The sequence below is a fragment of the Saccharothrix mutabilis subsp. mutabilis genome (assembly GCF_039521145.1).
GTDB lineage: Bacteria > Actinomycetota > Actinomycetes > Mycobacteriales > Pseudonocardiaceae > Actinosynnema > Actinosynnema mutabilis.
In genome coordinates this window covers 1-25,344 of record NZ_BAAABU010000039.1, presented here as the reverse complement: position 1 = coordinate 25,344, position 25,344 = coordinate 1, and the positions used below count along the sequence as shown (strand labels likewise).

Sequence of the window (25,344 nt, the reverse complement as noted above, 5' to 3'; positions counted from 1 at the left end):
GTCCCATTCCGAACCCGGTAGTTAAGCCTTCCAGCGCCGATGGTACTGCACTCGTGAGGGTGTGGGAGAGTAGGACGCCGCCGAACATTCTTTCCCTGAAAGGGCTTGTGGTTGGGGGCACACGGAGATGTGCTCGAATCACAAGCCCTTTCGGCGTGTCCACAGCAGTAGAAGGAGTTCAGGTGTCGAGGTTCGGTGACCGTGCCGATCGGCCGGAGGGCGACCGTCAGCGCGGCCAGGGAGACCGACAGCGCCGATCCGATGGTGGCCGCGCCGGGGGAGATCGCAAGCAGGGCAGTGGCGGTCGGGACGCTCGCGGTGGCGAGCGCACGGGTGGCTACCAGCGGCGCGACGACCGGTCGGGTTACGACAAGTCCCGTGGTGGCTACGGCCGCGACCGGGACGACCGGAGTGGCAACCGCGACCGCGGCGACCGCACCGATCGAGGCGAGCGCGGTGGGTATGGCCGCGATGAGCGCTCCGGCGGGTTCCGCGGCGGTGAGCGGCGTGAGTTCCGCCCGCGTGACGATCGCGGTGGTGAGCGGCGTGAGTTCCGCCCCCGTGATGACCGCGGTGGGGACCGTCGTGAGTTCCGGCCGCGCGATGATCGCGGTGGGGACCGTCGTGAGTTCCGGCCGCGCGACGATCGTGGCGGTGAGCGCCGTGAGTTCCGGCCTCGCGATGACCGTGGTGGTTACCAGCGGCGGGATGACCGTGGTGGGGACCGGGGCGGTTTCCAGCGGCGCGATGAGCGTGGTGGCGAGCGCAGTGGTGAGCGGCGTGAGTTCCGGCCGCGTGACGACCGTGGTGGTTACCAGCGGCGGGACGACCGGGGTGGTGAGCGCCGGGAGTTCCGGCCTCGTGACGACCGTGGTGGTTACCAGCGGCGGGATGACCGTGGTGGGGACCGGGGCGGTTTCCAGCGGCGTGACGAGCGTGGTGGCGAGCGCAGTGGTGAGCGGCGTGAGTTCCGGCCGCGTGACGACCGTGGCGGATATCAGCGGCGGGATGACCGCGGTGGGTACCAGCGGCGCGATGAGCGTGGCGGGTCTGAGCGGCGGGACGACCGGGGCGGTTTCCAGCGGCGCGATGAGCGTGGTGGCGAGCGCAGCGGTGAGCGGCGTGAGTTCCGGCCCCGTGATGACCGGGGTGGTTACCAGCGGCGTGATGAGCGTGGTGGTGAGCGGCGTGAGTTCCGGCCTCGTGACGATCGCGGTGGTTACCAGCGGCGTGACGACCGGCGGGATGACCGGCGGGACGAGCGGCGCGATGAGCGCAGTCGGGATCGGGCTGCTCGGTTCCAGGAGCGGATCGCCCAGGTCGACGAGCCGGTGGTTGAGGCTCCGGAAGCCGACGTCCAGGCCGCGGTCCAGAGCGATGTCCAGGCTGTTGAGGCCCAGGCGGTTGAGGCGCAGGCTGTCGCAGCGGTGAGTCCTGAGGCGGTCGTCGCGGTCGAGGTTGAGTCGGCTGGCGACGAGTCGGCTGAGGTCGAGTCGGCTGGCGACGAGTCGGCTGAAGATGCCGAGGTTGACGACGCTGTTGAGAGCGACGTCGAGAGCGACAGTGCTGAAGACGCCGGTGAAGTGCCGGCGGCGGGTGAGGCGGTTGCGGACGCCGGTGGCGACGAGCGGCGGGACGAAGGGTTTCGGTCTCGCGCTCCGGAGCTGCCGGAGGACGCGGACATCTCCATCCTCGACCCCGAGGTGAAGCAGGAGCTGCGCGGTCTGCCCAAGGGCCTGGCCGAGATCGTCGGTCGGCACCTCGCCGCCGCGGGCATGCTGGTCGACAGCGAGCCCGAACTGGCCCTGGAGCACGCCCGGTACGCGCGGAGCAAGGCCGCTCGGGTCGGTGTCGTCCGGGAAGCGGCCGGGCTGGCCGCTTACCACGCGGGCGAGTGGGCCGAGGCGTTGTCGGAACTGCGTGCCGCGCGGCGGATGTCGCACGGGGCCGGGCACGTCGCCGTCATGGCCGACTGCGAGCGTGCGCTCGGCCGGCCGGAGCGGGCCATCGAGCTGGCTCGGGAGGCGCAGAGCCTGAAGCTCGACCCCGAAGAGGCCGTGGAGCTGCGGATCGTCGCGGCCGGCGCCCGGCGGGACATGGGTCAGCTGGACGCGGCGGTCGTGGCGTTGCAGGGCGAGGACCTCGACGCCAAGCGCCGGTACCCGTGGAGCGCGCGGCTGTTCTACGCCTACGCCGACAACCTGGCGGCGGCCGGTCGTACCGAAGAGGCCATCCGCTGGTTCCTCAACGCGGCCCAGGCCGACGACGACAATGAGACCGACGCCGCCGAGCGGGCGTTCGAACTGGGCCCGCAGGACTGACCGAGGGAGCCACGAGTGCCGTCCGACGCCCTGCTGAACCGCTACGACGCTCTTCTGCTGGACCTGGACGGCACCGTCTACCGGGGTCGTGAGGCCGTGCCCGGCGCGGTGGAGGCGGTCGCCTCCGCCCGCGGGCACGGCGTCGGCATCCGGTTCGTCACCAACAACGCGTCCCGCTCGCCGCGCGACGTGGCCGACCACCTCACCGAGCTGGGCTTCAACGCCGCGCTGGAGGAGGTCAGCACCAGCGCCCAGGCGGGCGCGGAGATGCTGCTGGACCTGGTGCCCGGGGGCGCGACCGTGCTCGTCCTGGGCACGGACGCGCTGGTCGAGGAGGTCCGGGTCCGCGGGTTCGCGCCGACCCGGCAGGCCGACGGCGCGCAAGCGGTCGTGCAGGGGCTCTCGCCCGACCTGAGCTGGCGGGACCTCGCGGAGGCCGCGGTCGCGATCCGGGCCGGCGCTCCCTGGGTGGCCTGCAACGTCGACGCCACCCTGCCCACCGAACGCGGTCTGCTGCCCGGCAACGGGTCGCTGGTCGCGGCCGTCCGCACGGCCACCGGGCAGGAGCCGCTGGTGGCCGGCAAACCCGCGACGCCGCTGCTGGAACAGGCCGCGAAGTCGCTGGGCGCGCAACGCCCCCTGGTCGTCGGGGACCGCCTGGACACCGACATCCTGGGCGCGGTGCGCGCGGGCATGGACTCGCTGCTCGTGCTCACCGGCGTGTCCACCGAACAGGACGTCGAGGCCCTGCCGGAGGAGCTTCGGCCCACCTACGTAGCGGCGGACCTCACGGTGCTCGATCGGCTACCGTGAAAGCGTGAGCTTCGAGGTTCCCCTCCCCGGCCCGCCGCGTGATCCGGTGGCCGGGATCGACGACGCGCTGGCCGGTCTCGACGGACTGGAGCAGCTGGACGTCGCCGAGCACGTCGCGCGGTTCGACGACGCGCACGCGGCGCTGACCGCCGCGCTCTCCAGCATCGACAAGGTGTGATCCGGTGCCGCGCAGGGCTCGGCTGGACGCCGAACTGGTCCGCCGCGGGCTGGCCCGGTCCCGGGAGCACGCGAGCCAACTGGTCGCCGAAGGGCGCGTGACGGTCCGCGGCACGGTCGCGACCAAACCCGCCACGGCCGTGGAACTGGACACCGCGCTGGTCGTGCGCACCGGCGACGACCCGAACTGGGCGTCGCGGGGCGCGCACAAGCTGGTCGGCGCGCTGGAGAAGTTCCCCGAGGTCGTGGTCGAGGGTCGTCGCTGCCTGGACGCGGGCGCGTCCACCGGTGGGTTCACCGACGTGCTGCTGCGGTCCGGCGCACGCCAGGTCGTCGCGGCCGACGTCGGCCGGGGCCTGCTGGACTGGAAGTTGCAGACCGACGACCGGGTCGTGGTCAAGGACAAGACCAACGTGCGGTCCCTTCGGCCCGAAGACATCGGCGGTCCCGTTGAACTCGTGGTGGCCGATCTCTCGTTCATCTCGTTGAGGCTGGTGCTGCCCGCGCTGGCCGCGTGCCTCGACGAGGAGGGCGATCTGCTGCCGATGGTGAAACCGCAGTTCGAGGTGGGCAGGGAACGGCTGGGCTCGGGCGGGGTCGTGCGCGACCCCGAGCTGCGCGCCGAAGCCGTGCTGGACGTCGTCGCCGCCGCGGCCGGGCTGGGCCTGCGCCTGCGCGGCGTGACCGCGAGCCCCCTGCCCGGACCGTCGGGCAACGTGGAGTACTTCGCCTGGCTGCGCCGAGGCGAGCCCCTGGACGCGGACTCCGCCGCCGCGCTCGTGCGAACCGCAGTAGCGGAAGGACCGCAGTGACGAGGGAGATCCTGCTCGTCGTCCACACCGGACGGCTCAGCAACGTGTCCGTGGCGCAGGAGGTGGCCCGCCGGTTCGCCGAGGCGGGGGTGCGGCTGCGCGTGCTCAAGGACGAGGCGCCCGAACTGGACCCGTCCTGCTACACCCGGGTCGTCGCGGCCGACGACACCGCCGCCGAGGGCACCGAGCTGGTGTTCGTGCTCGGCGGTGACGGCACGCTGCTGCGCGCGGCGGAACTCGCGCGGGCCTGCGGGGTGCCGGTCCTCGGGGTGAACCTGGGGCGCGTCGGGTTCCTGGCGGAGGCCGACTACGACGCGCTGTCCGAGGCCGTGTCGCGGGTCATCCACCGGTCCTACGAGGTGGAGGAGCGGATGACGGTGGACATCACCGCGTCCGTGGACGGCGTGGTGATCGAGTCGACGTGGGCGCTCAACGAGGCCAGCGTCGAGAAGAGCTCGCGGGAACGCATCCTGGACGTGGTGGTCGAGGTCGACGGGCGGCCGGTGTCGGCGTTCGGGTGCGACGGCGTGCTGGTGGCCACCCCGACCGGGTCCACCGCGTACGCGTTCTCGGCGGGCGGGCCGGTGGTGTGGCCGGACGTGCAGGCCCTGCTGGTGGTGCCGTCGAACGCGCACGCGTTGTTCGCGCGGCCCCTGGTGGTGTCGCCGGCGTCGGTGGTGGCGCTGGAGGTCGACGCGGGCGGGCACCCGGCGGTGCTGTGCGCGGACGGCCGGCGGACCGTGGGGCTGCCGCCCGGGGCGCGGGTCGAGGTCGTGGGCGGGAAGACGCCGTTGCGGCTGGTCCGGTTGCGGGAGGGGCCGTTCACCGACCGGTTGGTGGAGAAGTTCTCGCTGCCGGTGCAGGGTTGGCGGGGCCCTTCGGCGGGGTGAGTGGTCCGGACGGGTTAGAACACCTGTTCGCCCGACACTCGCACCCGAACGCCCATGCCGGCCGCTTCGCCCAGTAGTGTTCGCGCTGTGCTGGCCGAGATGCGCATCCAGGGCCTCGGTGTGATCGACGAGGCCACCCTTGAGCTCGCCGAGGGCTTCACCGTGGTGACCGGTGAGACCGGCGCGGGCAAGACCATGGTCGTCACCGGGCTCCACCTGCTGGGCGGGGGCCGGGCCGAGGCGTCGCGCGTGCGCAACGGCGCGGACAAGGCGGTCGTCGAAGGGCGCTTCATGGCGCCGGCCGGGAGCCCGGCCGCGAAGGTCGCCGAGGAGGTGGGCGGCGAGCCCGACGACGACGGGTCGGTGATCGCCGTGCGGACCGTCGGGGCCGACGGCCGGTCCCGGGCCCACCTGGGCGGGCGGTCGGTGCCGGTCGGGGTGCTGTCCGAGCTGGCCGAGCAGCTGCTGGCGGTGCACGGGCAGAACGACCAGCTGCGGCTGCTGCGGCCCACCGAGCAGCGGGCGGTGCTGGACCGGTTCGCCGGGGACGACGTCGGCGCGCCGCTGAAGAAGTACCAGGCCATCCGCGAGGAGTGGCTGCGGGTCGCGGCTGAGCTGAGCGAGCGGACCGAGCGGGCGCGGGAGCTGGCGCGCGAGGCCGACCTGCTGCGGCACGGCCTGGCCGAGATCAACGCGGTCGCGCCGAAGTCCGGCGAGGACGTCGAACTGCACGACGAGGCCCGGCGGCTGGCCGACGCGGACCAGTTGCGGGAGGCCGCGACCGGCGCGCAGTACGCGGTGAGCGGGTCGCCCGAGGGTGACCCGGACATCCCGGGCGCGCTGGGGCTGATCGGGGAGGCGCGGCGGCGGTTGGCGTCGTCGGAGGACCCGAAGCTGCGCGACCTGGAGCCCCGGCTGGTGGAGGCGGAGACGCTGCTGGCCGACGTGGGCGCGGAGATCGTCGGGTACCTGGAGCACCTGGACGCCGACCCGGCGCGGCTGGAGCAGGTGCTGGCGCGGCAGGCCGAGCTGAAGTCGTTGACCCGGAAGTACGCGGCCGACGTGGACGGCGTGATCGCGTGGGCGACCGACGCGGCGGCCCGGCTGGCCGGGTTGGACACCTCCGACGAGGCGTTGGCGGCGTTGGCGGCGCGGCGCGACGAGCTGGCCGTGGAGCTGGCCGGGTACGCGCAGCAGGTGACCACCGAGCGGATCGCCGCGGCGGAGGAGCTGGGCAAGGCGGTGTCGGAGGAGCTGACGGGCCTGGCGATGCCGCACGCCAACGTCGAGGTCGCGGTGCGGCCCCGGGTGGCCGAGGCCGGGGACGCGCAGGCGTTGCGGGTGGGTGGGCGGTTGCTGCACGCCGGCGCGTCCGGCGTGGACGACGTGGAGCTGCGGTTGATCTCGCACCCCGGCGCGCCCGCCCTGCCGGTGCACAAGGGGGCGTCGGGCGGTGAGCTGTCCCGCGTGATGCTCGCGTTGGAGGTCGTGCTGTCGCACTCGGACCCGGTGCCGACGCTGGTGTTCGACGAGGTGGACGCCGGTGTCGGTGGGCGCGCGGCGGTCGAGGTCGGGCGGCGGTTGGCGCGGTTGGCGCGCAGCCACCAGGTGATCGTGGTGACGCACCTGCCGCAGGTGGCGGCGTTCGCGGACCGGCACCTGGTGGTGGACAAGACCGCGGACGGCGTGTTGACGCGCAGCGGCGTGCGGGTGTTGGACGAATCGCAGCGCGTGGTCGAGTTGGCGCGCATGCTGGCCGGTATGGACTCGACGGACACCGGTCGCGCGCACGCCGAGGAGTTGTTGGCGGCGGCGAAGGCCGACAAGGAGAGCGTTCCCGTGGTGCGGCGGAAGAAGCGGAAGTGAGCCGCCGCGGCCTCGGGGTCGGGCTGCTGTCGGTGGCCGGGGTGACCGCCGCGGTCGCGACCTTCCTGCCGCTGTACTCCGTGGGCACCTCGCTGGGCGGTGCCGACCGGTTCGGGTTCACCACGACGGGTTGGGCGACCACCAGCGAGCCCGCGGGCCTGGCCCGGCTGGGCGGTTCGGTGCAGTACGGGGTGCCGCTCGTGATCGCCGCCGTGCTGCTGCTGGTCGCGGCGGCCCTGGCGTTCCTGCGCGAGCCGCAGCGGCAGGCCGCCCGCTACGCGGCGGTCGTGGCCACCGGGCTGCTCGCGGGGTCGGTGTGGACGACGGCGATGGTGGTCGCGGTGTGGTTGACGCCGCCGGTCGAGGACGCGCGCACCACCTTGGAGTACAAGACGGGCGCGGGCTTGTGGTCGCTCGTGGCGGCGGTGCTGGTGGCGGTGGTGGGGACGGTGTTCCTGCTGCGCCGGGGTGTGCCGGAGCCGGAGGGGGCGGTGGTGCACGCGGTCGTCGACGACACGGACACGCCGCCGATGGGGATCCAGGTGGCGGTGCTGCCGTGGACGGGGGAGAAGGCGTAGTGGACCGGCGGGTCGTGGGGGTGGTCGCGTTGGTCGCGGCCGTGCCGTTGGCGGTGGTGGCGACCTTCCTGCCGTTGTACGAGCAGGTGTGGCGGTTCAGCCCGGACGGCGGGATGGACCTCGCGCACACGTCGTGGGCGGTGTCGACGTCCAGCGGCGGCGTGTTCGGGCGGGAGGCGCTCTACGGGGTGCCGGTCGTGGTGGCGGCGGCGTTGCTGCTGGTCGGCGCGGTGTTCGTGCGGGTGCGGTGGGGGCGGCTGGTCGCGTTCGGCGGCGCGTTGCTGCTGGTGGGCGCGGCGTGGGCGGTGGCGCAGCTCGCGTTCGGCGTGCTGGGCGAGGGGCAGCCGGTCGGGGAGGGGCTGACCATCGAGACCGAGCTGGGGTCGGCGGTCCTGGTGTACGGGGTCGCGTGCCTGGTGGCGGTGGTGGGTGGCGTGCTGGTGCAGGAGCGGGTCGTGCGGGCGGCGCCCGAGGGGCCTGTGGTGTACCGGGTGGACGAGGACGACCACACGCCGCCGTTCGGGTTGGCGTTGCCGCCGGGCGGTTCGGGGGGTGAGCGGTGAACCGGCGGGTTGCCGGGGCCGTCGCGCTGGGGGTCGGCGCGGTGCTCGCGGTGTGCGGGTCGCTGTTGGAGCTGTTCCGGGCCGAGTTCCGGGTCGGGCCCGACCGGGTCGACAGCCAGGTGCTCACGGCGTGGCGGACGACGTTCGACTCCGCGGGCGCGCAGGCTCCCGAGACGTTCCCCGGGTGGGGGTGGGGGTACTCGATCGTGGCTGCCGCGGTGCTCGCCGTGGTGGGGCTCGTGCTGCTGTTCCGGTCGCCGTTCGCCGGTGCGGTGGGGCGGTTCGTGGTGGTGGCGGCGGGCGGGGTGCTGATCGGGACCACGTGGTCGGCGTACGCGACGCTCGACGGGATGTTCGACGACATCGCGATGATCAACGGCGGCGTGGCGTTCGGCCCGGGGCTGTGGGTGCTGGTCCTCGCGTGCCTCGCGCTGACCGCGGGCGCGGCGCTGGTGCAGGAGTGGCCCGAGCGCGCGCCCCGGCCCGAGGGGCCGGCGGTGTACCGGGTGGACGGTGACGACGAGGACACCCCGCCGTTCGGCATCCCCATCCCCACCGATGAGATCGACGTGGACGGCGAAGGGAATCCCCCGAGCGGGGGTAATCCGTCCACTGTGGAGCGGTAACCTTCCTGACCAGCCTGGACCGTCTCGGCGTGTTGGTCCGGCCGGCGCGCCGACGTGAGTCACCATCGGTTCATGAAGCTCTCCGGGTTGCTCAGCCGCGCGAACCACGACCTGCCGGGTGTCACGGGTGTCGCCCGGGTCGACCGGCGGGCGGGGGACCTGCTGCGCCGGCTCAGTCCCGGTGACATCGCGGTCCTCGACCAGGTCGACCTCGACCGGCGCACCGCCGAGGCGCTGGTCACCGCGGAGGTCGCGGGTGTGGTCAACGCGTCGCCGTCGATCTCCGGCCGGTTCCCCAACCTCGGGCCCGAGCTGCTGCTGGAGGCGGGCATCCCGCTGGTGGACGGCGTCGGCACGGGTGTGCTGCGCGAGCTGAAGGACGGCACGAAGCTGCGCCTGCACGACGGCGCGGTCTGGGTCGGCGAGCGGGAGGTCGCGCGCGGCGTCGAGCAGAGCGCCGAGTCCGTCGCCGACGCGATGATCGAGGCCAAGGCCGGGATGGCGGCCCAGCTGGAGGCGTTCTCCGCCAACACCATCGAGTTCCTGCGCCGCGAACGCGCCCTGATCCTGGACGGCATCGGCGTGCCCGAGGTGTACGTGCCGATCCGCGACCGGCAGGTGCTGGTGGTCGCCGGCGGTCCCCGGCACGCCGAGGAGCTGCGGCGGCTGCGCAGGTACATCCGCGAGTACCGGCCGGTGCTGGTCGGCGTGGAGGCGGGCGCGGACACCCTGCACGACGCGGGGTACAAGCCGGACATCATCGTCGGCGACCCCGACGGCATCGGCACCGAAACGCTGCGCGCCGGGTCCGAGGTCGTCGTGCCGGCCCAGACCGACGGCCACGCGCCCGGCCTGGAGCGCATCCAGGACCTGGGCATCGGCGCGGTGACCTTCCCCGCGTCGGGCAACGCCGAGGACCTGGCGCTGCTGCTGGCCGAGGCGCACGGCGCGAGCCTGGTGGTGACCGTGGGGTTGCAGGCGGGGCTGCGCGAGTTCCTCGACCGGGGTCACTCCGGGTCCAACCCGTCGACCTTCCTGACCCGGCTCAAGCTGGGCAGCAAGCTCGTCGACGGGGCGGCGGTCGCGACCCTGCACCGCAGCCGGGTGTCGCTGGGCGTGATGGTGCTGCTCGTGCTGGCCGCGGTCGTCGCGATGGTGGCGGCGCTCGCGGTGTCCGGGGTCGGTCAGGTGTACGTCGACGTGGCGGTGGACGCGTTCCGGTCCGTCGTCGAGTGGGTCAAGGGGTTGGTCTGATGATCTCCATGCGCTACCACATCGTCTCCATCACCGCGGTGTTCCTGGCGCTGGCCGTGGGCGTCGTGCTGGGTTCGACGGCGATCAGCAGCCGGTTGCTGTCCGGGCTGACCGACGACAACTCAGCGCTGGGCAAGGAGGTCGCCGACCTCCAGACCGCGCGCAACGGGTTGAACGCGAAGCTCGCCGACGCCGACAAGTTCGCCACGACCGTCGGGCCGATGGCGGTGAAGGGCCTGCTCGCGGAGCGGACCGTGGTGCTGGTGACGACGTCCGACGCGCGGCCCAACGACCGGGACGCGCTGGCCGAGCTGCTGCGCGCCGCGGGGGCGTCGGTGACCGGGGAGCTGCAGTTGACGGAGTCGTTCGTGGACCCGCGCAAGGCCGACCAGCTGCGGGACCTGGTCGCGCGGTTGCAGCCGGCCGGGACGCAGCTGCCGACCGGGTCGGACCCGGGGACGCGGGCGGGCGGCTTGCTGGGTGCGTTGCTGCTGCTGAACAAGGAGACCAACCAGCCGCAGGCCACGCCGGACGAGACGGCGGCGGCGCTGGCCGGGCTGGCGACGGCCGGTTTCGTCAAGCAGGGCGCGGGGCTGCGGCCCGCGCAGCTCGCGGTGGTGCTGACCGGCGGGTCGTTCGACGGCGACTCGGCCGGTGACCGGGCGGCGACGATCGCGCGGTTCGCGACCCAGCTCGACCGGTCCGGGGCGGGGACGGTGCTCGCGGGCGGCGAGGGGTCGGCGAACGGGAGCGGGCCGGTGGGCGTGGTGCGGGCGGACACGGCGGCGACGTCGGTGGTCTCGACCGTGGACAACGCGGGGACGGCGGCCGGGCGGGTGGTGGCCGTGCTGGCGCTGCGCGAACAGCTGGAGGGCAAGTCCGGGCGGTACGGGGTGGCGGGCAACGCGGAGGCTCCCGCGCCGGGCGCGGTCGGCTGAGCCGCGCCGGTCGGGTGGGGCGTGGCGGACGGGTCGGTGAACGGGTCGTGAACGGGCTAGGCCATCCGAGTGATGCCCCGGGGTACCGCCGGCGCGCTGGGTGACTGTCGCCGTGTTAGCGTTAGGGCCCGTGGACAGGGCCGGTCGCCCTGCGGAACTTCAGACCACGGGGAGCCTCCTTGGTGCTTCAGGCACGTACGACCAAGCACGTTTTCGTCACCGGGGGCGTGGCCTCCTCCCTGGGCAAGGGACTCACCGCCTCCAGCCTCGGCCAGTTGCTGACCGCCCGTGGCCTGCGGGTGACCATGCAGAAGCTGGACCCCTACCTCAACGTCGACCCCGGCACGATGAACCCCTTCCAGCACGGTGAGGTGTTCGTCACCGAGGACGGCGCGGAGACCGACCTCGACATCGGCCACTACGAGCGGTTCCTCGCGCGGGACCTGTCCGGGGACGCCAACGTCACCACCGGGCAGGTGTACTCGGAGGTCATCGCCAAGGAGCGGCGCGGCGAGTACCTCGGCGACACCGTCCAGGTCATCCCGCACATCACCGACGAGATCAAGCGGCGCATCCGCGCGATGGCCGAGCCCGGACCCGACGGGGTGGCCCCCGACGTGGTGATCACCGAGGTGGGTGGCACGGTCGGCGACATCGAGTCGCTGCCGTTCCTGGAGGCCTGCCGGCAGGTGCGCCACGACGTCGGCCGCGACAACGTGTTCTTCCTGCACGTGTCGCTGGTGCCCTACCTGGCCCCGTCCGGTGAGCTGAAGACCAAGCCGACGCAGCACTCGGTCGCCGCGCTGCGCAACATCGGCATCCAGCCCGACGCGATCGTGTGCCGGGCCGACCGGGAGATCCCGGACGCGTTGAAGCGCAAGATCGGCCTCATGTGCGACGTCGACACCGAGGCCGTCGTGGCGGCCGTGGACGCGCCGTCGATCTACGACATCCCCAAGGTGCTGCACGGCGAGGGCCTCGACGCCTACGTGGTGCGCCGGCTCGGGCTGCCGTTCCGCGACGTCGACTGGACGGTGTGGGGCGACCTGCTCGACCGCGTCCACAACCCGGCGGAGAAGGTCCGGATCGGCCTGGTCGGCAAGTACGTCGACCTGCCCGACGCGTACCTGTCGGTGACCGAGGCGCTGCGCGCGGGCGGGTTCGCGCACCGGGCCAAGGTCGAGGTCGTGTGGGTGCCCTCCGACGAGTGCCAGACGCCCTCGGGCGCGGCGCACGCGCTCGGCGGCCTGGACGCGATCCTCATCCCGGGCGGCTTCGGCGTGCGCGGCATCGAGGGCAAGATCGGCGCGATCACCCACGCCCGGACCCGCGGCATCCCGCTGCTGGGCCTGTGCCTGGGCTTGCAGTGCATGGTCATCGAGGCCGCGCGCAACCTCGCGGGCATCGAGGACGCCAACTCCTCGGAGTTCGAGGAGACCGGGTCGATGGTGATCAGCACGATGGCCGACCAGGAGGACGTGGTCGCCGGGCAGCGCGACATGGGCGGCACGATGCGGCTGGGCGCGTACCCGGCGAAGCTCGTGCCGGGCTCGCAGGTGGCGCTGGCGTACGGGTCGGTCGAGGTGTCCGAGCGGCACCGGCACCGGTACGAGGTCAACAACGCGTTCCGGGACCGACTGGCCAAGGCCGGCCTGGTGTTCTCCGGGACGTCGCCGGACGGGCGGCTGGTGGAGTTCGTGGAGCTGCCCGCGGACGTGCACCCGTTCTTCGTGGCGACGCAGGCGCACCCGGAGCTGAAGTCCCGGCCGACCAAGCCGCACCCGCTGTTCGCGGCGTTCGTCAAGGCGGCGCTGGACTACCGGCTGGCCGACCGCCTGCCGCTGCCGTCGGGCGCGGGGGCGGCGAAGTGACCGACCGGCACGAGTTCTCCGTCGTCTCGTCGCGGGACGTGCACATCGGTCGCGTGGTCGGGCTGCGCGTGGACGAGGTCGTCATGCCCGGCGGCGGGACGGCCAAGCGCGAGGTCGTGGAGCACCTGGGCGCGGTGGCGGTGGCGGCGGTGTCCGAGGACGGCCTGGTGACTTTGATCCACCAGTACCGGCACCCGCTGGGCAAGCGGATCTGGGAGCTGCCCGCCGGGTTGCTGGACTCCGGTGCCGAGGAGCCCCTGGAGGCGGCCCGGCGGGAGCTGGTGGAGGAGGTCGGGCTGACGGCGTCGTCGTGGGTGACGCTGGTCGACGTCGCGGCTTCGCCCGGGTTCACCGACGAGGTGGTGCGGGTGTTCCTCGCGCGGGGGCTGTCCTCGGTGGACCGGGAGCACATGGGCGAGGAGGAGGCGGACCTGGAGGTCCACCGCTTCCCGCTGGACCGGGCGGTGGAGATGGCGCTGGCCGGGGAGATCGTGAACGGGGCGGCGGTGGCCGGGTTGTTGGCGGCGCAGGCGGTGCTGGCGGGTCGGGCCCAGCCGCGGCCGGCGGACGCGCCGTTCGAGGACCGGCCCACCCGGTTCGCCGCTCGGCAGGACTGAGCCGGGTCCGCGCCTCGACCGGCTTGCGGCTGGTCGGGGCGCGGCTCGGCCCGGCGGCGGCTGGGGCTCGGCCTGGCGGTGTGTGGGGCGCGGGCCGGGCGGGCGCTGGGGCGCGGCTCGGCCGGCGGGGGGCGGCGGTTGGAGTGGAGCACGGGCCGGCACCGGGCGGGCGCAGAGCAGCGCGGCTCGGCGGGTTCGGTGCGGCTGTGGGCGTGTGGCTTGGTGGCGTTTGTGCTGGTCAGCGCTTGGCGGGCGGTGCGGTTGCGCGTGTGGCGGGGTGGGCGGCGCGGCCTCCGGCCCCCGGTTTCATTTTCTCATGCGACACCGACAGTTCCGGGCGACAGACTTCCCGCATGGCTCCTCCCGATTTCCTCACCAAGCCGACCCTGAGCGGCGAGTTGGTCGTCCTGCGGCCCGTTGTGGCCGATGACGTGCCCGCGCTGCGGCCGATGTTCTCCGACCCCGAGGTCGGGCGGCTGACCGGGACGCGGGGTGGGGATCCCGGCGAGGAGCGGTTGCGGGAGTGGTACGGGTCCCGGGGTGGGCAGGACGGGCGGCTGGACCTCGCCGTGGTCGAGCGGGGTAGCGGTGTCGTCGTCGGGGAAGTCGTGTTGAACGAGTGGGATGCCGGCAACGCCAGTTGCGGCTTCCGCATCTCCTTCGTGCCCGGCGCGTTCGGGCGGGGCATGGGGACCGAGGCCACCCGGTTGGTCGTCGGGTACGGGTTCGAGGTGCTCGGGCTGCACCGGATCTCGCTGGAGGTCTACGCGTTCAACCCGCGCGCCCGGCGCGTCTACGAGAAGGTCGGCTTCGTGGCCGAAGGGGTCTTGCGGGACGCGTTGCGGTGGGACGGGGAGTGGGTGGACGCCACGGTGATGTCAATGCTCGCCCCCGAGTGGCAGCGGGCGCGAGCACAATGAGGGGCATGGGTGTGCGGGGGCCGGTGGCCGTGGCGGTGGGGGCGGCTGTGGCGGCCGGGGCGATGTTCTTCGTGGACCCCAACCAGCCGGGGTCGATCTGGCCGCCGTGTCCGCTGTTCGCCTTGACCGGCATCCAGTGCCCCGCCTGCGGGTCCACGCGGATGGTGCACGCGCTCCTGCACGGCGACCTGGTCGGCGCGTGGCAGCTCAACGCCGTGATGCTGGTGGCCGGGCTGCCGTTGCTGGCCTGGTTGTGGGTGCGGTGGTTCCGCGCGGCGCGGCGACAACGACCGGTGCCGCCGGTGTCCGCGCGGGTCGGGGTGCCGGTGGTGGCGGTGGCCGTCACTTGGATGTTGGTGCGGAACCTGGCCTGGTAGCTAGTCGCGCAGCTTGCGGCCCTGGGCGTCGGTGCCGCCGTTGACCAGCAGGATGATGCCGTCGATCAACGACCAGATGCCGCAGCCGCCGCAGGTCAGCAACTGCGCGATGCCGATGCCCGTGTCCCCGATGTAGAACCGGCCGATGCCGAACGGCAGCGCCAGTTGCAGCACGCCCGCCGCGATGCGGGACTTGTCCGACAGCGGTTGGCCGGTCAACGGGTCCACGCCGTACGGGGCCGACGGGCTCGGGCCGTAGTAGCCGGGCGGCGCGTAGCCGGGCGGCGCGTAGCCGGGCACGGCGTAACCGGGCTGGGTGAGGCCGGGCGGCGGGGTGGCGTAGTCCGTCGGCGGCGCGTAGTAGGTCTGCGGCGGGGGCAGGAAGTCCGGGTGGGGCTGCGGCAGGTCGTGGAACAGAGCCGCCAGCTCGCCCGCGGTCTGGGCGGCGGTGGCGAAGCCGACGCGCTGCTCGTACTCGCCGATCTCCAGGCGGCCCTCGGCGAAGTGGTCGTTGAGCGCGCTGATGGCCGCCTCGCGCTGCTGGTTGCCGATGCGGACCTGGTGGGGTTCGGACACGGCCTGAACGCTAACAGCCCGCGCCCGTTGATCCAGCCGGAACGCGCCGGCCGACCTACGCTGACCAGGTGCTGGTCGGAGTACCCCGTGAGCTGAAGAACCACGAGTACCGGGTGGCGATCACCCCGGCGGGCGTGGTCGAGCTGGTGCGACGGGGGCACCAGGTGCTGGTCGAGGCGGGTGCGGGGGACGGCAGCGCCATCCCCGACGCCGAGTTCCGGGCCGGGGGCGCGCGGATCGTGGCGCAGGCCGACGACCTGTGGGGCGAGGCGGAGTTGGTGCTCAAGGTCAAGGAACCGGTGCCCGACGAGTTCCACCGCATGCGGCCCGGCCAGACCCTGTTCACCTACCTGCACCTCGCCGCCAACGCCGACTGCACCCGCGCGATCGTCGCCGCCGGCATCGACGCCGTCGCCTACGAGACCGTCCAGCTGCCCGACGGGTCGCTGCCGCTGCTGGCCCCGATGAGCGAGGTCGCCGGCCGGATGTCGGTGCAGGTCGGCGCGCACTGCCTGGAGCGCAACCAGGGCGGCCGGGGCGTGCTGCTCGGCGGCGTCCCCGGCACGCCGGCGGGCAAGGTGGTCGTGATCGGCGCGGGCGTCGCCGGGATGAACGCCGCCGCCATCGCGCTGGGCATGCAGGCCGAGGTGATCGTGCTGGACACCAACGTCAACCGGCTGCGGCAGATCGACTTCACCTACCGCGGGCACCTCCAGACCGTCGCCTCGAACGCGTACGAGGTCGAGAAGGCGTGCCGGTGGGCGGACCTGGTGATCGGGGCGGTGCTCGTGCCGGGCGCGAAGGCCCCGACGCTGGTCGACAACCACCTGGTGTCCACCATGCGCACGGGGTCGGTGCTCGTGGACATCGCCATCGACCAGGGCGGGTGCTTCGCCGACTCCCGCCCGACCACGCACGACGACCCGACCCTCCGCGTGCACGACTCGCTTTTCTACTGTGTGGCCAACATGCCGGGAGCCGTGCCGCACACCTCGACCTGGGCGCTCACGAACGTCACACTCCCGTACGTGACAGCGCTGGCGGACAAGGGGTTCCGGCAGGCCGTCGGGGACGACCCGGCGTTGGCGAAGGGGGTGAACGCGGTGCGCGGCACCGTCGTGCAGGCCGAGGTGGCCAAGGCGCACGGGCTGCCCCACGTCCCGCTGGCCCAGACGTGAAGGACGTCAAGGACGTGGTCACGGCGTTCCTCGACCACCTCGCCGTCGAACGGGGCACCGCCCGCAACACCCTCGACTCCTACCGCCGCGACCTGCGCCGCTACGCCGAGCACCTGGACCGCGAGGCGGTCGGCGACCTCGGCGCGGTCACCGAGGCGCACATCACCGCGTTCGCGGCGGCGTTGCGCGACCAGGGCCTGGCCGAGTCGTCCGTCGCCCGGACCCTGGTGACCGTGCGCGGCCTGCACCGCTTCGCCCACCGCGAGGGCGTCACCGCCCACGACCCGGCCCGCGACGTGCACCCGCCCACCCCGCCGCGCCGCCTGCCCAAGGCGCTGCCCGTGGACGACGTCCTGCGCCTGCTGGACACCGCCGCGAGCCTGCGCGACAAGGCCCTGCTCGAACTGCTGTACTCCACCGGCGCCCGCATCTCCGAGGTCGTCGGCCTGGACGTGGACGACATCGACACCGCCGAGCGCACCGTCCTGCTCGACGGCAAGGGCGGCAAGCAACGCCTGGTGCCCGTGGGCCGCCCCGCCCTCGCGGCCCTGGAGGCCTACCTGGTCCGCATGCGCCCCACCCTGGTCAAGCGCGGCACCCCGGCGCTGTTCCTCAACGCCCGCGGCGGCCGGCTGTCCCGGCAGGCCGCGTGGCAGGTCCTCAAGACCGCCGCCGAACGCGCCGGCATCGAGGCCGAGGTCTCCCCGCACACCCTGCGCCACTCCTTCGCCACCCACCTGCTGGAGGGCGGCGCGGACGTGCGGGTGGTGCAGGAGCTGCTCGGCCACGCCAGCGTCACGACCACGCAGGTCTACACGCTGGTCACGGTCAACACCCTGCGCGAGGTCTACGCGACCGCCCACCCCCGCGCGACGGGTGGAACATGAGACGACCACGGGTAGTGTGGGCCAACCCCGGACGCGACGAGCTGGAGGAGCCGTGCCGGTGCCGAACATCGACGAGCCCGACCTTGCCGACATCCAGCTCGGACCGGTCCTGCACGCCCTGAGCGACCCCACCAGGCTCGCCGTCGTCCTCCAGATCGAGGCGGACGGCGAGCGCTGCTGCGGCGCGCTGGCGGTGGACGTGGCGAAGTCGACGCTGTCCCAGCACCTGCGGGTGCTGCGGGAAGCGGGCATCACCCGGACCCGGGCGTGCGGCAACCAGCGCTGGGTGTCGCTGCGCCGCGACGACCTGGACACCCTGTTCCCGGGCCTGCTCGACGTGGTCCTGCGGGCCGCCGAGCGGCGAGCCGAACCGGTCGGCGGGTAGTCCCGCGGGTGAGAACTCCTCGCTCCGGCTACGGCGAGGCGCGTTGCTGGTGGACCTCGGTGTGCTTAGGCTGCGCCCAGGCAGAGGACTAGGGATCGGGAAGGCGATGTCGACACCGGAGCACGCGGGCCAGGCGTGGGGTCCACCACCGCCGCCGCCCACGCCGAAGTCCGGTGTGCCGCGCGCGTCCGTGGAACTGAGCCTCGCCCCGCACGCGGCGCCGGCCGACGAGGACGCCGCCGAGCAGGCGGTGGGCGACATAGGACCCACCGGACGCCCCCTGCGCTACGTGCCCGAACCGCCGCTGATCGCCCACCACGGGCCGGCGAAGATCCTGGCCATCTGCAACCAGAAGGGCGGGGTCGGCAAGACCACGTCCACCATCAACCTCGGGGCCGCGCTGACCGAGTTCGGGCGGCGCGTGCTGCTCGTGGACTTCGACCCGCAGGGCGCCCTGTCGGTCGGCCTCGGCGTGCACCCGCACCAGCTCGACCAGACGATCTACAACGTGATCATGGAACGGGACGTGACCGTCCGGGACGTGATCATGCAGACCCCGGTCGAGGGCATGGACCTGCTGCCCTCCAACATCGACCTGTCCGCGGCGGAGATCCAGCTCGTGTCCGAGGTCGGGCGCGAGCACACGCTCGTGCGCACCCTGCGGCCGGTGATCGACCACTACGACTACGTGCTGGTGGACTGCCAGCCCTCGCTCGGCTTGCTCACGGTCAACGCCCTCGCGGCGGCCGACGGCGTCCTCATCCCGCTGGAGTGCGAGTTCTTCAGCCTGCGCGGGGTCGCCCTGTTGATCGACACCATCGAGAAGGTCAGGGAGCGGTTGAACCCGAAGCTGGAGATCACCGGCATACTCGCCACCATGTACGACCCGCGCACCCTGCACTCCCGCGAGGTGATGGCGCGCGTGGTGGAGGCGTTCGGCGACGTCGTGTTCGACACGGTGATCAACCGCACGGTCCGGTTCCCGGAGACGACCGTCGCCGGCGAGCCGATCACCAGATGGGCCCCCCGCTCGGCGGGCGCCAAGGCCTACCGCGCGCTGGCGCGCGAGGTGATCGCCCGGTGACCCGACGCCCATCACTGCCGGGCGCGTCCGAACTGTTCCGCCTCACCAGCCCTTCAGCTCTCGACGTGCCGCAGCAACAGCAGTCCCAGCCCGAACCGGAGCCCGCGCCGCGCCGGGGCACCGGCCGGCAGAAGCACTCCACCAAGATCACCGTCTACGTCTCCGACGAGGAACTGCTCGCGCTGGAGCACGCGCGGCTGGCGCTGCGCGGTGAGCACGGCCTGGCCGTGGACCGCGGTCGCGTGGTGCGCGAGGCCATCGCGATAGTGCTGGACGACCTCGAAGAGCACGGCGGCGACTCGCTGCTCGTGCGCAGGTTGCGCGAGCGGTGACCGGGGACGTTTCCGCGCAGGAGGTCCCCGACGGTCGCTTCAAGGTCCGGCTGACGAACTTCGAGGGCCCGTTCGACCTGCTGCTGCAACTGATCTCGCAGCACACGCTGGACGTCACCGAGGTGGCGCTGCACCAGGTCACCGACGACTTCATCGCGCACATCCGGGCCCTGGGCGACCAGTGGGACCTGGACGAGACGACCGAGTTCCTGGTCATCGCCGCCACCCTGCTCGACCTGAAGGCGGCCCGCCTGCTGCCCGCCGGCGACGTCGAGGACGAGGAGGACCTGGCGCTGCTCGAGGCGCGGGACCTGCTGTTCGCGCGGCTGTTGCAGTACCGGGCGTACAAGCAGGTCGCGGCCCTGTTCGCCGAGCTGGAGCAGGGCGCCTACCGGCGCTACCCCCGGTCGGTGGCGCTGGAGGAGCGCTACGAGGGGCTGCTGCCCGAGGTGATGCTGGGCGTCGACGCGCGCCGCTTCGCCGAGATCGCCGCCGCGGTGTTCCGGCCGAGACCGGCCCGGACGGTCTCGACGTCGCACGTCCACCAGCACCGCATCTCGGTGCGCGAGCACGCCTCGGCGCTGCGGGCGTTCCTGGCGGAGCGGGGGACGGCGACGTTCGCCGAGGTCGTGGCCGAGTGCACGGAGACGATCGAGGTCGTGGCGCGGTTCCTGGCGCTGCTGGAGCTGTACCGGGAGAAGGCGCTGGCGTTCGAACAGCCGGACCCGCTGGGTGAGCTGACCATCACGTGGGTCGGCGGGACGGTCGAGCAAGCGGAGGCGGAAGCCCGCGACGAGGACGAGGAGTACGGGTGACCGAGCCTGACCAGCACCAACCCGCCGTTGACCCGGCCGCGCCCGCGGAACCCGCCGCCCCCGCCGAGGCGGCCGACGGCGCGCTGTTCCCCGCGCCCGAACCCGCCAAGCCCGCCGCCGCGCCCGAACCCGCCGAACCCGCCGCGCCCGAGCCCGCCGAACCCGCCGCGCCCGAACCCGAGCCCGAGCCCGCCGCGCCCGAACCCGAGGGTGAGCCGATCGAGGACTCCGGGCTGCCCGACCTCTCCGACGACCGCGAGTTCGAGGGCGCGCTGGAGTCCGTCCTCCTCGTCGTGGACACCCCGATCGACGAGAAGCAGCTCGCCGGCGTGTTCGAACAGCCCGTGAGGCGCGTCACCCAGGCCCTCAAAACCCTCAGCGCCCGCTACACCGAGCAGGGCAGCGGCATCGACCTGCGTAGAATCGGCGACGGCTGGCGGTTCTACACCAGGGACCGCTTCGCGCCATTCGTGGAGAAGCTCCTGCTGGACGGGCAGCGCGCCAAGCTGACCCGGGCCGCGCTGGAGACGCTCGCCGTCATCGCCTACCGGCAGCCGGTCACCCGGGCCAGGATCGCGGCGGTGCGCGGGGTCAACGTCGACGGTGTCATCCGCACGCTCGTCGCGCGCGGGCTCATCGCCGAGACCGGCACGGACTCCGACACGGGTGGCATCCTTTACCGCACGACCGAACTGTTCCTGGAGCGGTTGGGGCTGTCGTCGCTGGACGACCTGCCGCCGATCGCTCCCCTGCTGCCCGAAGTGGATGCGATCGACGATGTCTGACCAGGGACCCGAAGGGATTCGGCTCCAGAAGGTGCTCGCCAAGGCGGGCATCGCCTCGCGACGGGTGGCCGAGGAGCTCATCGAGATGGGCCGCGTCCAGGTGGACGGCGAGGTCGTGCGCGAGCAGGGCCGCCGCATCGACCCGGACACCGCCGTCGTCCACGTGGACGGCGTCCGCGTGGTCCTCAAGGACGACGTGATCACGCTCGTGCTGAACAAGCCGCGCGGCGTGCTCTCGACCATGCACGACGAGCAGCACCGGCCGTGCGTCGGCGACTACCTGGCGCACCGCAAGGAGCGGCTGTTCCACGTCGGCCGGCTCGACGCCGACACCGAGGGCCTGCTGCTGCTGACCAACGACGGCGACCTCGCCCACCGCCTGATGCACCCCTCCTACGGGGTGACCAAGACCTACCTCGCCGAGGTGCCGGGGCCGGTGGCCAAGGACGTCGGCAAGCGGTTGCGCGCGGGCATCGAGCTGGAGGACGGGCCGGTCAAGGTCGACTCGTTCCGGCTGGTGTCCTCCGCGCCGGGCCGCGCGCTGGTCGAGGTGGTCCTGCACGAGGGCCGCAAGCACATCGTGCGCCGCCTGCTCGACGCGGTCGGCTACCCGGTGCAGAGCCTGGTGCGCACCGCCGTCGGCGAGGTCCGGCTGGGCAACCAGCGGCCCGGGTCGATGCGCGTGCTCAACCGGCAAGAGGTCGGCTCCCTCTACAAGGCTGTCGGGCTGTGAGGAGGGGCGTTCGACGGTCTCCCCCTGAAATCCGTCGAACGCCCCACCCCATGACTACGGCACCCGGGTTGTTCAGTGTCAGGACGTGGACGCTGAACAGCGATCTCTGAACAATCGGCCCCCTGCCGGAGGGGGAGCGATGGCCAGATCGGAGAGCCCGTTACCGGCGGGCGAACTCGGCGCGTTCGCGGCGGACCTGCGCGCGCTGCGGCTCAAGGCGGGCAACCCGACCTACCGGCAGCTCAGCCGGGACGCGCACTACTCGGCGGCGGCGCTGTCCGAGGCGGCCAACGGGCGCAAGCTGCCCAGCCTCGCGGTGACGCTGGCGTACGTGAAGGCCTGCGGCGGGGACGTCGCCGAGTGGGAGGCGCGCTGGCGCGGGCTGGCCGACGACCGGCCGGCCGCGGCGGACGACCACGACCCGCCGTACGCGGGGCTGGCGCCGTTCCAGGTCGGGGACGCGGACCGGTTCTTCGGCCGCGACGACCTGGTCCGCGAGCTGACCGGGCTGGTGGCGCGGCGGCGGTTCGTCGGCGTGTTCGGCGCGTCCGGGTCGGGCAAGTCGTCGGTGCTGCGCGCCGGGCTGGTGGCCCGCGCGACCGGGCCGGCCGTGGTGTTCACGCCCGGCGCGCGGCCGGTGCAGGAGTTGGCCGTGCGGCTGGCCGCCGTCACCGGCAAGGCCGCGACCGCGCTGGCCCGCGAGTTCGCCGCCTACCCGGAGAACCTGCACCTGCGCGTCCGGCAGACCGTGATCGGCGGGGACGACGACCTGCTGCTGGTCGTGGACCAGTTCGAAGAGGTCTTCACGCTGTGCGCGGACGACGCCGAGCGGTCGGCGTTCGTCGCCGCCCTCACCACCGCCGCGTCCGCCGAGTCCAGCCGGACCCGGGTCGTGCTGGGCGTCCGCGCCGACTTCCTGGGCCACTGCGGCCGGCACCCGGAGCTGGTGGACGCGTTGCGCGGCGGGCACGTGCTGGTCGGGCCGATGACCGCGGACCAGCTGCGGGAGGCGATCGTCGAACCGGCCGTCGCCGTCGGCTGCAAGGCCGAGACCGCGCTGGTCACCCGCCTGGTCGCGGACGCCGCCGGTCAGCCCGCCGCGCTGCCGCTGGTGTCGCACGCCCTGCTGGAGACGTGGCGGCGGCGGCGCGGGGTGGCGTTGACCCTGGCGGGTTATGAGGAGGCGGGCGGGGTCGAGCACTCCATCGCCCGCAGCGCCGAGGCCGTCTACCTGGCCATGTCCGACACCGACCGGGCGGTGGCCAAGCAGGTGTTCCTGCGGCTGATCGCCGTCGGCGACGACACCGCCGACACCAAGCGCCGCGTCCGCCGCGACGAGGTCGACCACCCCGAGGTGCTGTCCGCGCTGGCCGCCGCTCGACTGGTCGTGCTGGACCGGGACACCGTCGAACTCGCCCACGAGGCCCTGATCCGCCGCTGGCCCCGGCTGCGCGACTGGATCGCCGAGGACCGCGCCGGGCTGCGCGTGCAGCGGATGCTCACCGACGCGGCGCACGTGTGGGAGTCGTTGAAGCGCGACCCGGGCGCGCTGTACCGGGGGACGCGCCTGGCGCTGGCCCGCGAGTGGGCCGACCGGGGCGCGGAGCTGACCGGGGTCGAACGCGAGTTCCTCGACGCGAGCACCGCCGCGCAGGAGGCGTCCACGGCCGCCGAGACCCGGCGGACGCGCCGGCTGCGCCGGTTGGTCGCCGTCCTGGGCGTGCTGCTGGTGCTGGCCGGGGTCTCGACGTTCCGCGCATTCCGGGCGGAGCGGTCGGCGACCGAGCAGCGCAACATCGCGCTGGCCCGCAAGGTTGTCAACGAGGTGGAGGCGTTGCGTGACTCCGACCCGGCGCTCGCGGCGCAGCTGACCCTGGCCGCGCACCGCCTCGCGCCGCTGCCCGAGACGCGCGACGCCCTGCTCGGCGTGTTCGGCACGCCCTACGCGACGCGGCTGGAGTCGGTGCGCGACATCGCCGTCAGCCCGCACCGGTCCGTGGTCGCCGTGGTGGAGGAGAGCACCCGCCGCGACGCGACCCTCTACGACATGTCCGACCCGCGCCGCCCGACGCGGCTGGCCGTGCTCGACCGGCAGCCCGGCGGCGTGGAGGCGCTGGCGTTCAGCGCGAACGGGAAGGTCCTGGCCACGGCCGGCGGCACGGTCGCCGTCGTGTGGGACACCGAGGACGCCAACCACCCCGAACCGGCGCTGCGGCTGGACGTCGGCCCGGCGCCGCCGGCGGTGGCGTTGTCGTCCAACGGCCGCTACCTGGCGGTCGGCCACGTCACCCGCGGCCCGCGGGTGTGGGACGTCTCCGACCGCGCCAACCCGCGGTTGGTGGCGGACCTGGCGGGGACCTCGACGCGGTCCCTGGCGTTCCTCACCGACGAGGTCCTGGTGGCCGCCGACGGTGCACGCGTGCGCGGCTGGCGGTTGTCCGACGGCGCGGTGGTGGACTTCGCGGCCCACGAGAGCCGGGTGAACGCCGTCGCCGTCGCCGACGACGGGCGGCTGGTCGCCGTGGCGGGCGCGGACCGCACGGTGGCCCTGTGGGACCTGGCCGACCCGGTCCACCCGGTGCTGCTGTCGTCGGTCGAGCACACCGACATCGTCACCGCGGTCGCGTTCAGCGCGGGCGGCCGGATGCTCGCGACCGCCGGAGCCGACCGCGCCACCAAGCTGTGGGACCTGACCGACCGCGCCACCCCGGTCGAGATCGCGGTGCTGGAGGGCCACGCGGGCGTCGTCGGCGCGGCGGGCTTCCCGGCCGGCGGCCGAGCGGTCCTCACCGCCGCCGCCGACGGCACCGCCCGGCTGGTCGACGTGTCCGACCTGCCGATCGTGCAGCCCACCCAGATCCGCTCCCTGGTCGTCAGCCGCGACCGGGACCTGGCGGCGACCGTGGACGTGGGCGGCGTGCTGCGCCTGGTGGACATCTCCCAGCCACGCGGTCCCCGCACGGCGTGGCCCTTGACCCGGCACCCGGGCCGGGTGCGGGCCGCCGCGCTGAGCGTGGACGGCGACTGCCTGCTGACGTTGGGCGAAGACCAGCGGTTGCGGCTGTGGCGCACCACGAACCCGGCCGTGCCCGAACTGGTGGGCGAGGTGTCGCGCGGCGCGTCGGTCGAGAACGGCGGACACCTGGCCATCGACGGCCCCGACGGCCGGACGGCCCTGTTCGACGCGGAGGCGTCGCTGGTGGTGCTGGGCCCGTTCGGGCAACTGGCCGATCCGGACTCGGGCAGGGACTCGGTCGTCGCGTTCAGCCCGGACGGCAAGCGGATGATCACCACGCGGGCGGGTGGGGACGTGCGCGTGTGGGATGTCAGCGACTCGTCCACGCCCCAGCTCACGTCGGGCGGCCGGCACTTCGTGTTGCAGATGCTCTTCCCGTCGGTGGCGGTGGGGACCTCGGGCGACCGGGTCGCCGTGGAGTCGGACGGGGACGCCGTGCTGCGCCCGTTCGACGGCGAACCGGTCCGGTTGGCGGAGGACGCGCGGTCGGTGGCGGTCAGCGGGGAGGTGGCGGCGGTGGCCGGGGCGGACGGCAAGGTGCGGGTGTTCGACCTGTCCGACCGCGACGCGCCGAGGACGGTGGGGGTGGTGCGGGCGCACTCGGGGCCGGTGGCGGAGGTCCGGTTCGCGCGCGACGGGCACACGCTGGTGACGGCGGGTGGCACGGAGATCCGGTTCTGGGAGACCGATGTGGAGCGGGTGGTGGAGCGGATTTGCGCGTCCGGCGGGCGGCTGGGGCCGGACGACTGGGTGCGCCACTTTCCGGACGTGCCTTACGCGCCGCCTTGCTAATGCCGCGAGAGGCGCAGCGGCACGCTTTTCGCCGCGCGCCGGCGCTTTTCGCCGCGCAGCGGCGGTTTTGGGTTGGGCTCCCAGCCACAAGGGGCCTTCGTGTTCCCCACCGTATGACCTGCCCGAAGGGCTACCACA

The 25,344-nt window shown here is 73.4% G+C and carries 26 protein-coding genes and 1 rRNA gene; 26 read left to right on the top strand and 1 reads right to left on the bottom strand.

The features are described 5' to 3' along the window. The 17 genes from rrf to ABD126_RS38050 all read left to right on the top strand — a co-directional run. Positions 1 to 86, top strand: a 5S ribosomal RNA gene (rrf, locus tag ABD126_RS38130); the annotation flags it as partial. A 109-nt stretch (positions 87 to 195) separates the two neighbouring features. Continuing rightward, positions 196 to 1,431: a hypothetical protein gene (locus ABD126_RS38125; protein ID WP_343940467.1), complete on the top strand. Its 1,236-nt coding sequence runs from the start codon at positions 196 to 198 to the stop codon at positions 1,429 to 1,431. Continuing rightward, a complete protein-coding gene (locus ABD126_RS38120) occupies positions 1,428 to 2,321 on the top strand; it encodes a tetratricopeptide repeat protein (protein ID WP_343940465.1) in 894 nt (297 codons plus the stop codon). Before ABD126_RS38125 ends, ABD126_RS38120 begins: the two co-directional genes overlap by 4 nt. Positions 2,322 to 2,336: 15 nt before the next feature. Further along, positions 2,337 to 3,134, top strand: a complete 798-nt coding sequence (locus ABD126_RS38115) for an HAD-IIA family hydrolase (protein WP_343940463.1) — start codon at positions 2,337 to 2,339, stop codon at positions 3,132 to 3,134. 4 nt (positions 3,135 to 3,138) lie between these two features. Beyond that, positions 3,139 to 3,312 (top strand): hypothetical protein, encoded by a 174-nt coding sequence (locus tag ABD126_RS38110; protein ID WP_309117223.1) that lies wholly within the window; start codon positions 3,139 to 3,141, stop codon positions 3,310 to 3,312. A gap of 4 nt (positions 3,313 to 3,316) precedes the next feature. Further along, entirely contained in the window at positions 3,317 to 4,123 is an 807-nt protein-coding gene (locus ABD126_RS38105; protein ID WP_343940460.1) for a TlyA family RNA methyltransferase, read from the top strand. Beyond that, positions 4,120 to 5,013, top strand: coding sequence for an NAD kinase (locus ABD126_RS38100; protein WP_343940458.1), 894 nt, complete (start codon positions 4,120 to 4,122; stop codon positions 5,011 to 5,013). The genes ABD126_RS38105 and ABD126_RS38100 overlap by 4 nt, the downstream gene beginning before the upstream one ends. Positions 5,014 to 5,100: 87 nt before the next feature. Then, entirely contained in the window at positions 5,101 to 6,879 is a 1,779-nt protein-coding gene (gene recN / locus ABD126_RS38095; protein WP_343940456.1) for a DNA repair protein RecN, read from the top strand. Then, the gene (locus tag ABD126_RS38090; RefSeq protein ID WP_343940454.1) at positions 6,876 to 7,457 is read left to right on the top strand and encodes a hypothetical protein; all 582 of its coding nucleotides are present in this window, start codon (positions 6,876 to 6,878) and stop codon (positions 7,455 to 7,457) included. Before recN ends, ABD126_RS38090 begins: the two co-directional genes overlap by 4 nt. Next, positions 7,436 to 8,020 carry a hypothetical protein gene (locus tag ABD126_RS38085; RefSeq protein WP_343940452.1) on the top strand — a complete coding sequence of 195 codons (585 nt, stop codon included), beginning with the start codon at positions 7,436 to 7,438 and terminating at the stop codon, positions 8,018 to 8,020. Before ABD126_RS38090 ends, ABD126_RS38085 begins: the two co-directional genes overlap by 22 nt. Further along, positions 8,017 to 8,646, top strand: a complete 630-nt coding sequence (locus ABD126_RS38080; protein ID WP_343940450.1) for a hypothetical protein — start codon at positions 8,017 to 8,019, stop codon at positions 8,644 to 8,646. The genes ABD126_RS38085 and ABD126_RS38080 overlap by 4 nt, the downstream gene beginning before the upstream one ends. A gap of 72 nt (positions 8,647 to 8,718) precedes the next feature. Next, positions 8,719 to 9,900 carry a putative cytokinetic ring protein SteA gene (steA, locus tag ABD126_RS38075; RefSeq protein WP_343940448.1) on the top strand — a complete coding sequence of 394 codons (1,182 nt, stop codon included), beginning with the start codon at positions 8,719 to 8,721 and terminating at the stop codon, positions 9,898 to 9,900. Next, positions 9,900 to 10,838, top strand: a complete 939-nt coding sequence (locus ABD126_RS38070; protein WP_343940446.1) for a copper transporter — start codon at positions 9,900 to 9,902, stop codon at positions 10,836 to 10,838. Before steA ends, ABD126_RS38070 begins: the two co-directional genes overlap by 1 nt. A 179-nt stretch (positions 10,839 to 11,017) precedes the next feature. After that, positions 11,018 to 12,709, top strand: a complete 1,692-nt coding sequence (pyrG, locus tag ABD126_RS38065; protein WP_343940444.1) for a CTP synthase — start codon at positions 11,018 to 11,020, stop codon at positions 12,707 to 12,709. Further along, complete coding sequence (locus ABD126_RS38060) at positions 12,706 to 13,326, top strand: NUDIX domain-containing protein (protein ID WP_343940442.1); 621 nt, start codon at positions 12,706 to 12,708, stop codon at positions 13,324 to 13,326. Before pyrG ends, ABD126_RS38060 begins: the two co-directional genes overlap by 4 nt. A gap of 353 nt (positions 13,327 to 13,679) precedes the next feature. Beyond that, complete coding sequence (locus ABD126_RS38055; protein WP_343940440.1) at positions 13,680 to 14,246, top strand: GNAT family N-acetyltransferase; 567 nt, start codon at positions 13,680 to 13,682, stop codon at positions 14,244 to 14,246. Positions 14,247 to 14,251: 5 nt separating this feature from the next. After that, positions 14,252 to 14,623: a DUF2752 domain-containing protein gene (locus ABD126_RS38050; RefSeq protein ID WP_343940438.1), complete on the top strand. Its 372-nt coding sequence runs from the start codon at positions 14,252 to 14,254 to the stop codon at positions 14,621 to 14,623. Here the strand turns inward: ABD126_RS38050 and ABD126_RS38045 are convergent, their stop codons facing one another. Continuing rightward, entirely contained in the window at positions 14,624 to 15,199 is a 576-nt protein-coding gene (locus ABD126_RS38045) for a DUF1707 domain-containing protein (protein WP_343940436.1), read from the bottom strand. 68 nt (positions 15,200 to 15,267) lie between these two features. Between ABD126_RS38045 and ald the strand changes: the two genes are divergently transcribed. The 9 genes from ald to ABD126_RS38000 all read left to right on the top strand — a co-directional run bounded on the left by ald (position 15,268) and on the right by ABD126_RS38000 (position 25,206). Then, a complete protein-coding gene (gene ald / locus ABD126_RS38040; RefSeq protein ID WP_343940434.1) occupies positions 15,268 to 16,377 on the top strand; it encodes an alanine dehydrogenase in 1,110 nt (369 codons plus the stop codon). A 14-nt stretch (positions 16,378 to 16,391) separates the two neighbouring features. Then, a complete protein-coding gene (gene xerD, locus ABD126_RS38035; RefSeq protein WP_343940469.1) occupies positions 16,392 to 17,264 on the top strand; it encodes a site-specific tyrosine recombinase XerD in 873 nt (290 codons plus the stop codon). Between the two features lie 58 nt (positions 17,265 to 17,322). After that, positions 17,323 to 17,649, top strand: a complete 327-nt coding sequence (locus ABD126_RS38030; protein ID WP_343940432.1) for an ArsR/SmtB family transcription factor — start codon at positions 17,323 to 17,325, stop codon at positions 17,647 to 17,649. Between the two features lie 106 nt (positions 17,650 to 17,755). Beyond that, positions 17,756 to 18,733 carry a ParA family protein gene (locus tag ABD126_RS38025; RefSeq protein ID WP_343940430.1) on the top strand — a complete coding sequence of 326 codons (978 nt, stop codon included), beginning with the start codon at positions 17,756 to 17,758 and terminating at the stop codon, positions 18,731 to 18,733. After that, positions 18,730 to 19,065: a hypothetical protein gene (locus ABD126_RS38020; RefSeq protein WP_343940428.1), complete on the top strand. Its 336-nt coding sequence runs from the start codon at positions 18,730 to 18,732 to the stop codon at positions 19,063 to 19,065. Before ABD126_RS38025 ends, ABD126_RS38020 begins: the two co-directional genes overlap by 4 nt. Further along, positions 19,062 to 19,880 carry a segregation and condensation protein A gene (locus ABD126_RS38015; protein ID WP_343940426.1) on the top strand — a complete coding sequence of 273 codons (819 nt, stop codon included), beginning with the start codon at positions 19,062 to 19,064 and terminating at the stop codon, positions 19,878 to 19,880. Before ABD126_RS38020 ends, ABD126_RS38015 begins: the two co-directional genes overlap by 4 nt. Further along, positions 19,877 to 20,665, top strand: a complete 789-nt coding sequence (gene scpB / locus ABD126_RS38010; RefSeq protein ID WP_343940423.1) for an SMC-Scp complex subunit ScpB — start codon at positions 19,877 to 19,879, stop codon at positions 20,663 to 20,665. Before ABD126_RS38015 ends, scpB begins: the two co-directional genes overlap by 4 nt. Beyond that, positions 20,658 to 21,398: a pseudouridine synthase gene (locus tag ABD126_RS38005; RefSeq protein ID WP_343940421.1), complete on the top strand. Its 741-nt coding sequence runs from the start codon at positions 20,658 to 20,660 to the stop codon at positions 21,396 to 21,398. Before scpB ends, ABD126_RS38005 begins: the two co-directional genes overlap by 8 nt. Positions 21,399 to 21,537: 139 nt before the next feature. Then, positions 21,538 to 25,206, top strand: coding sequence for an nSTAND1 domain-containing NTPase (locus tag ABD126_RS38000; protein WP_343940419.1), 3,669 nt, complete (start codon positions 21,538 to 21,540; stop codon positions 25,204 to 25,206). Positions 25,207 to 25,344: the final 138 nt, after the last annotated feature.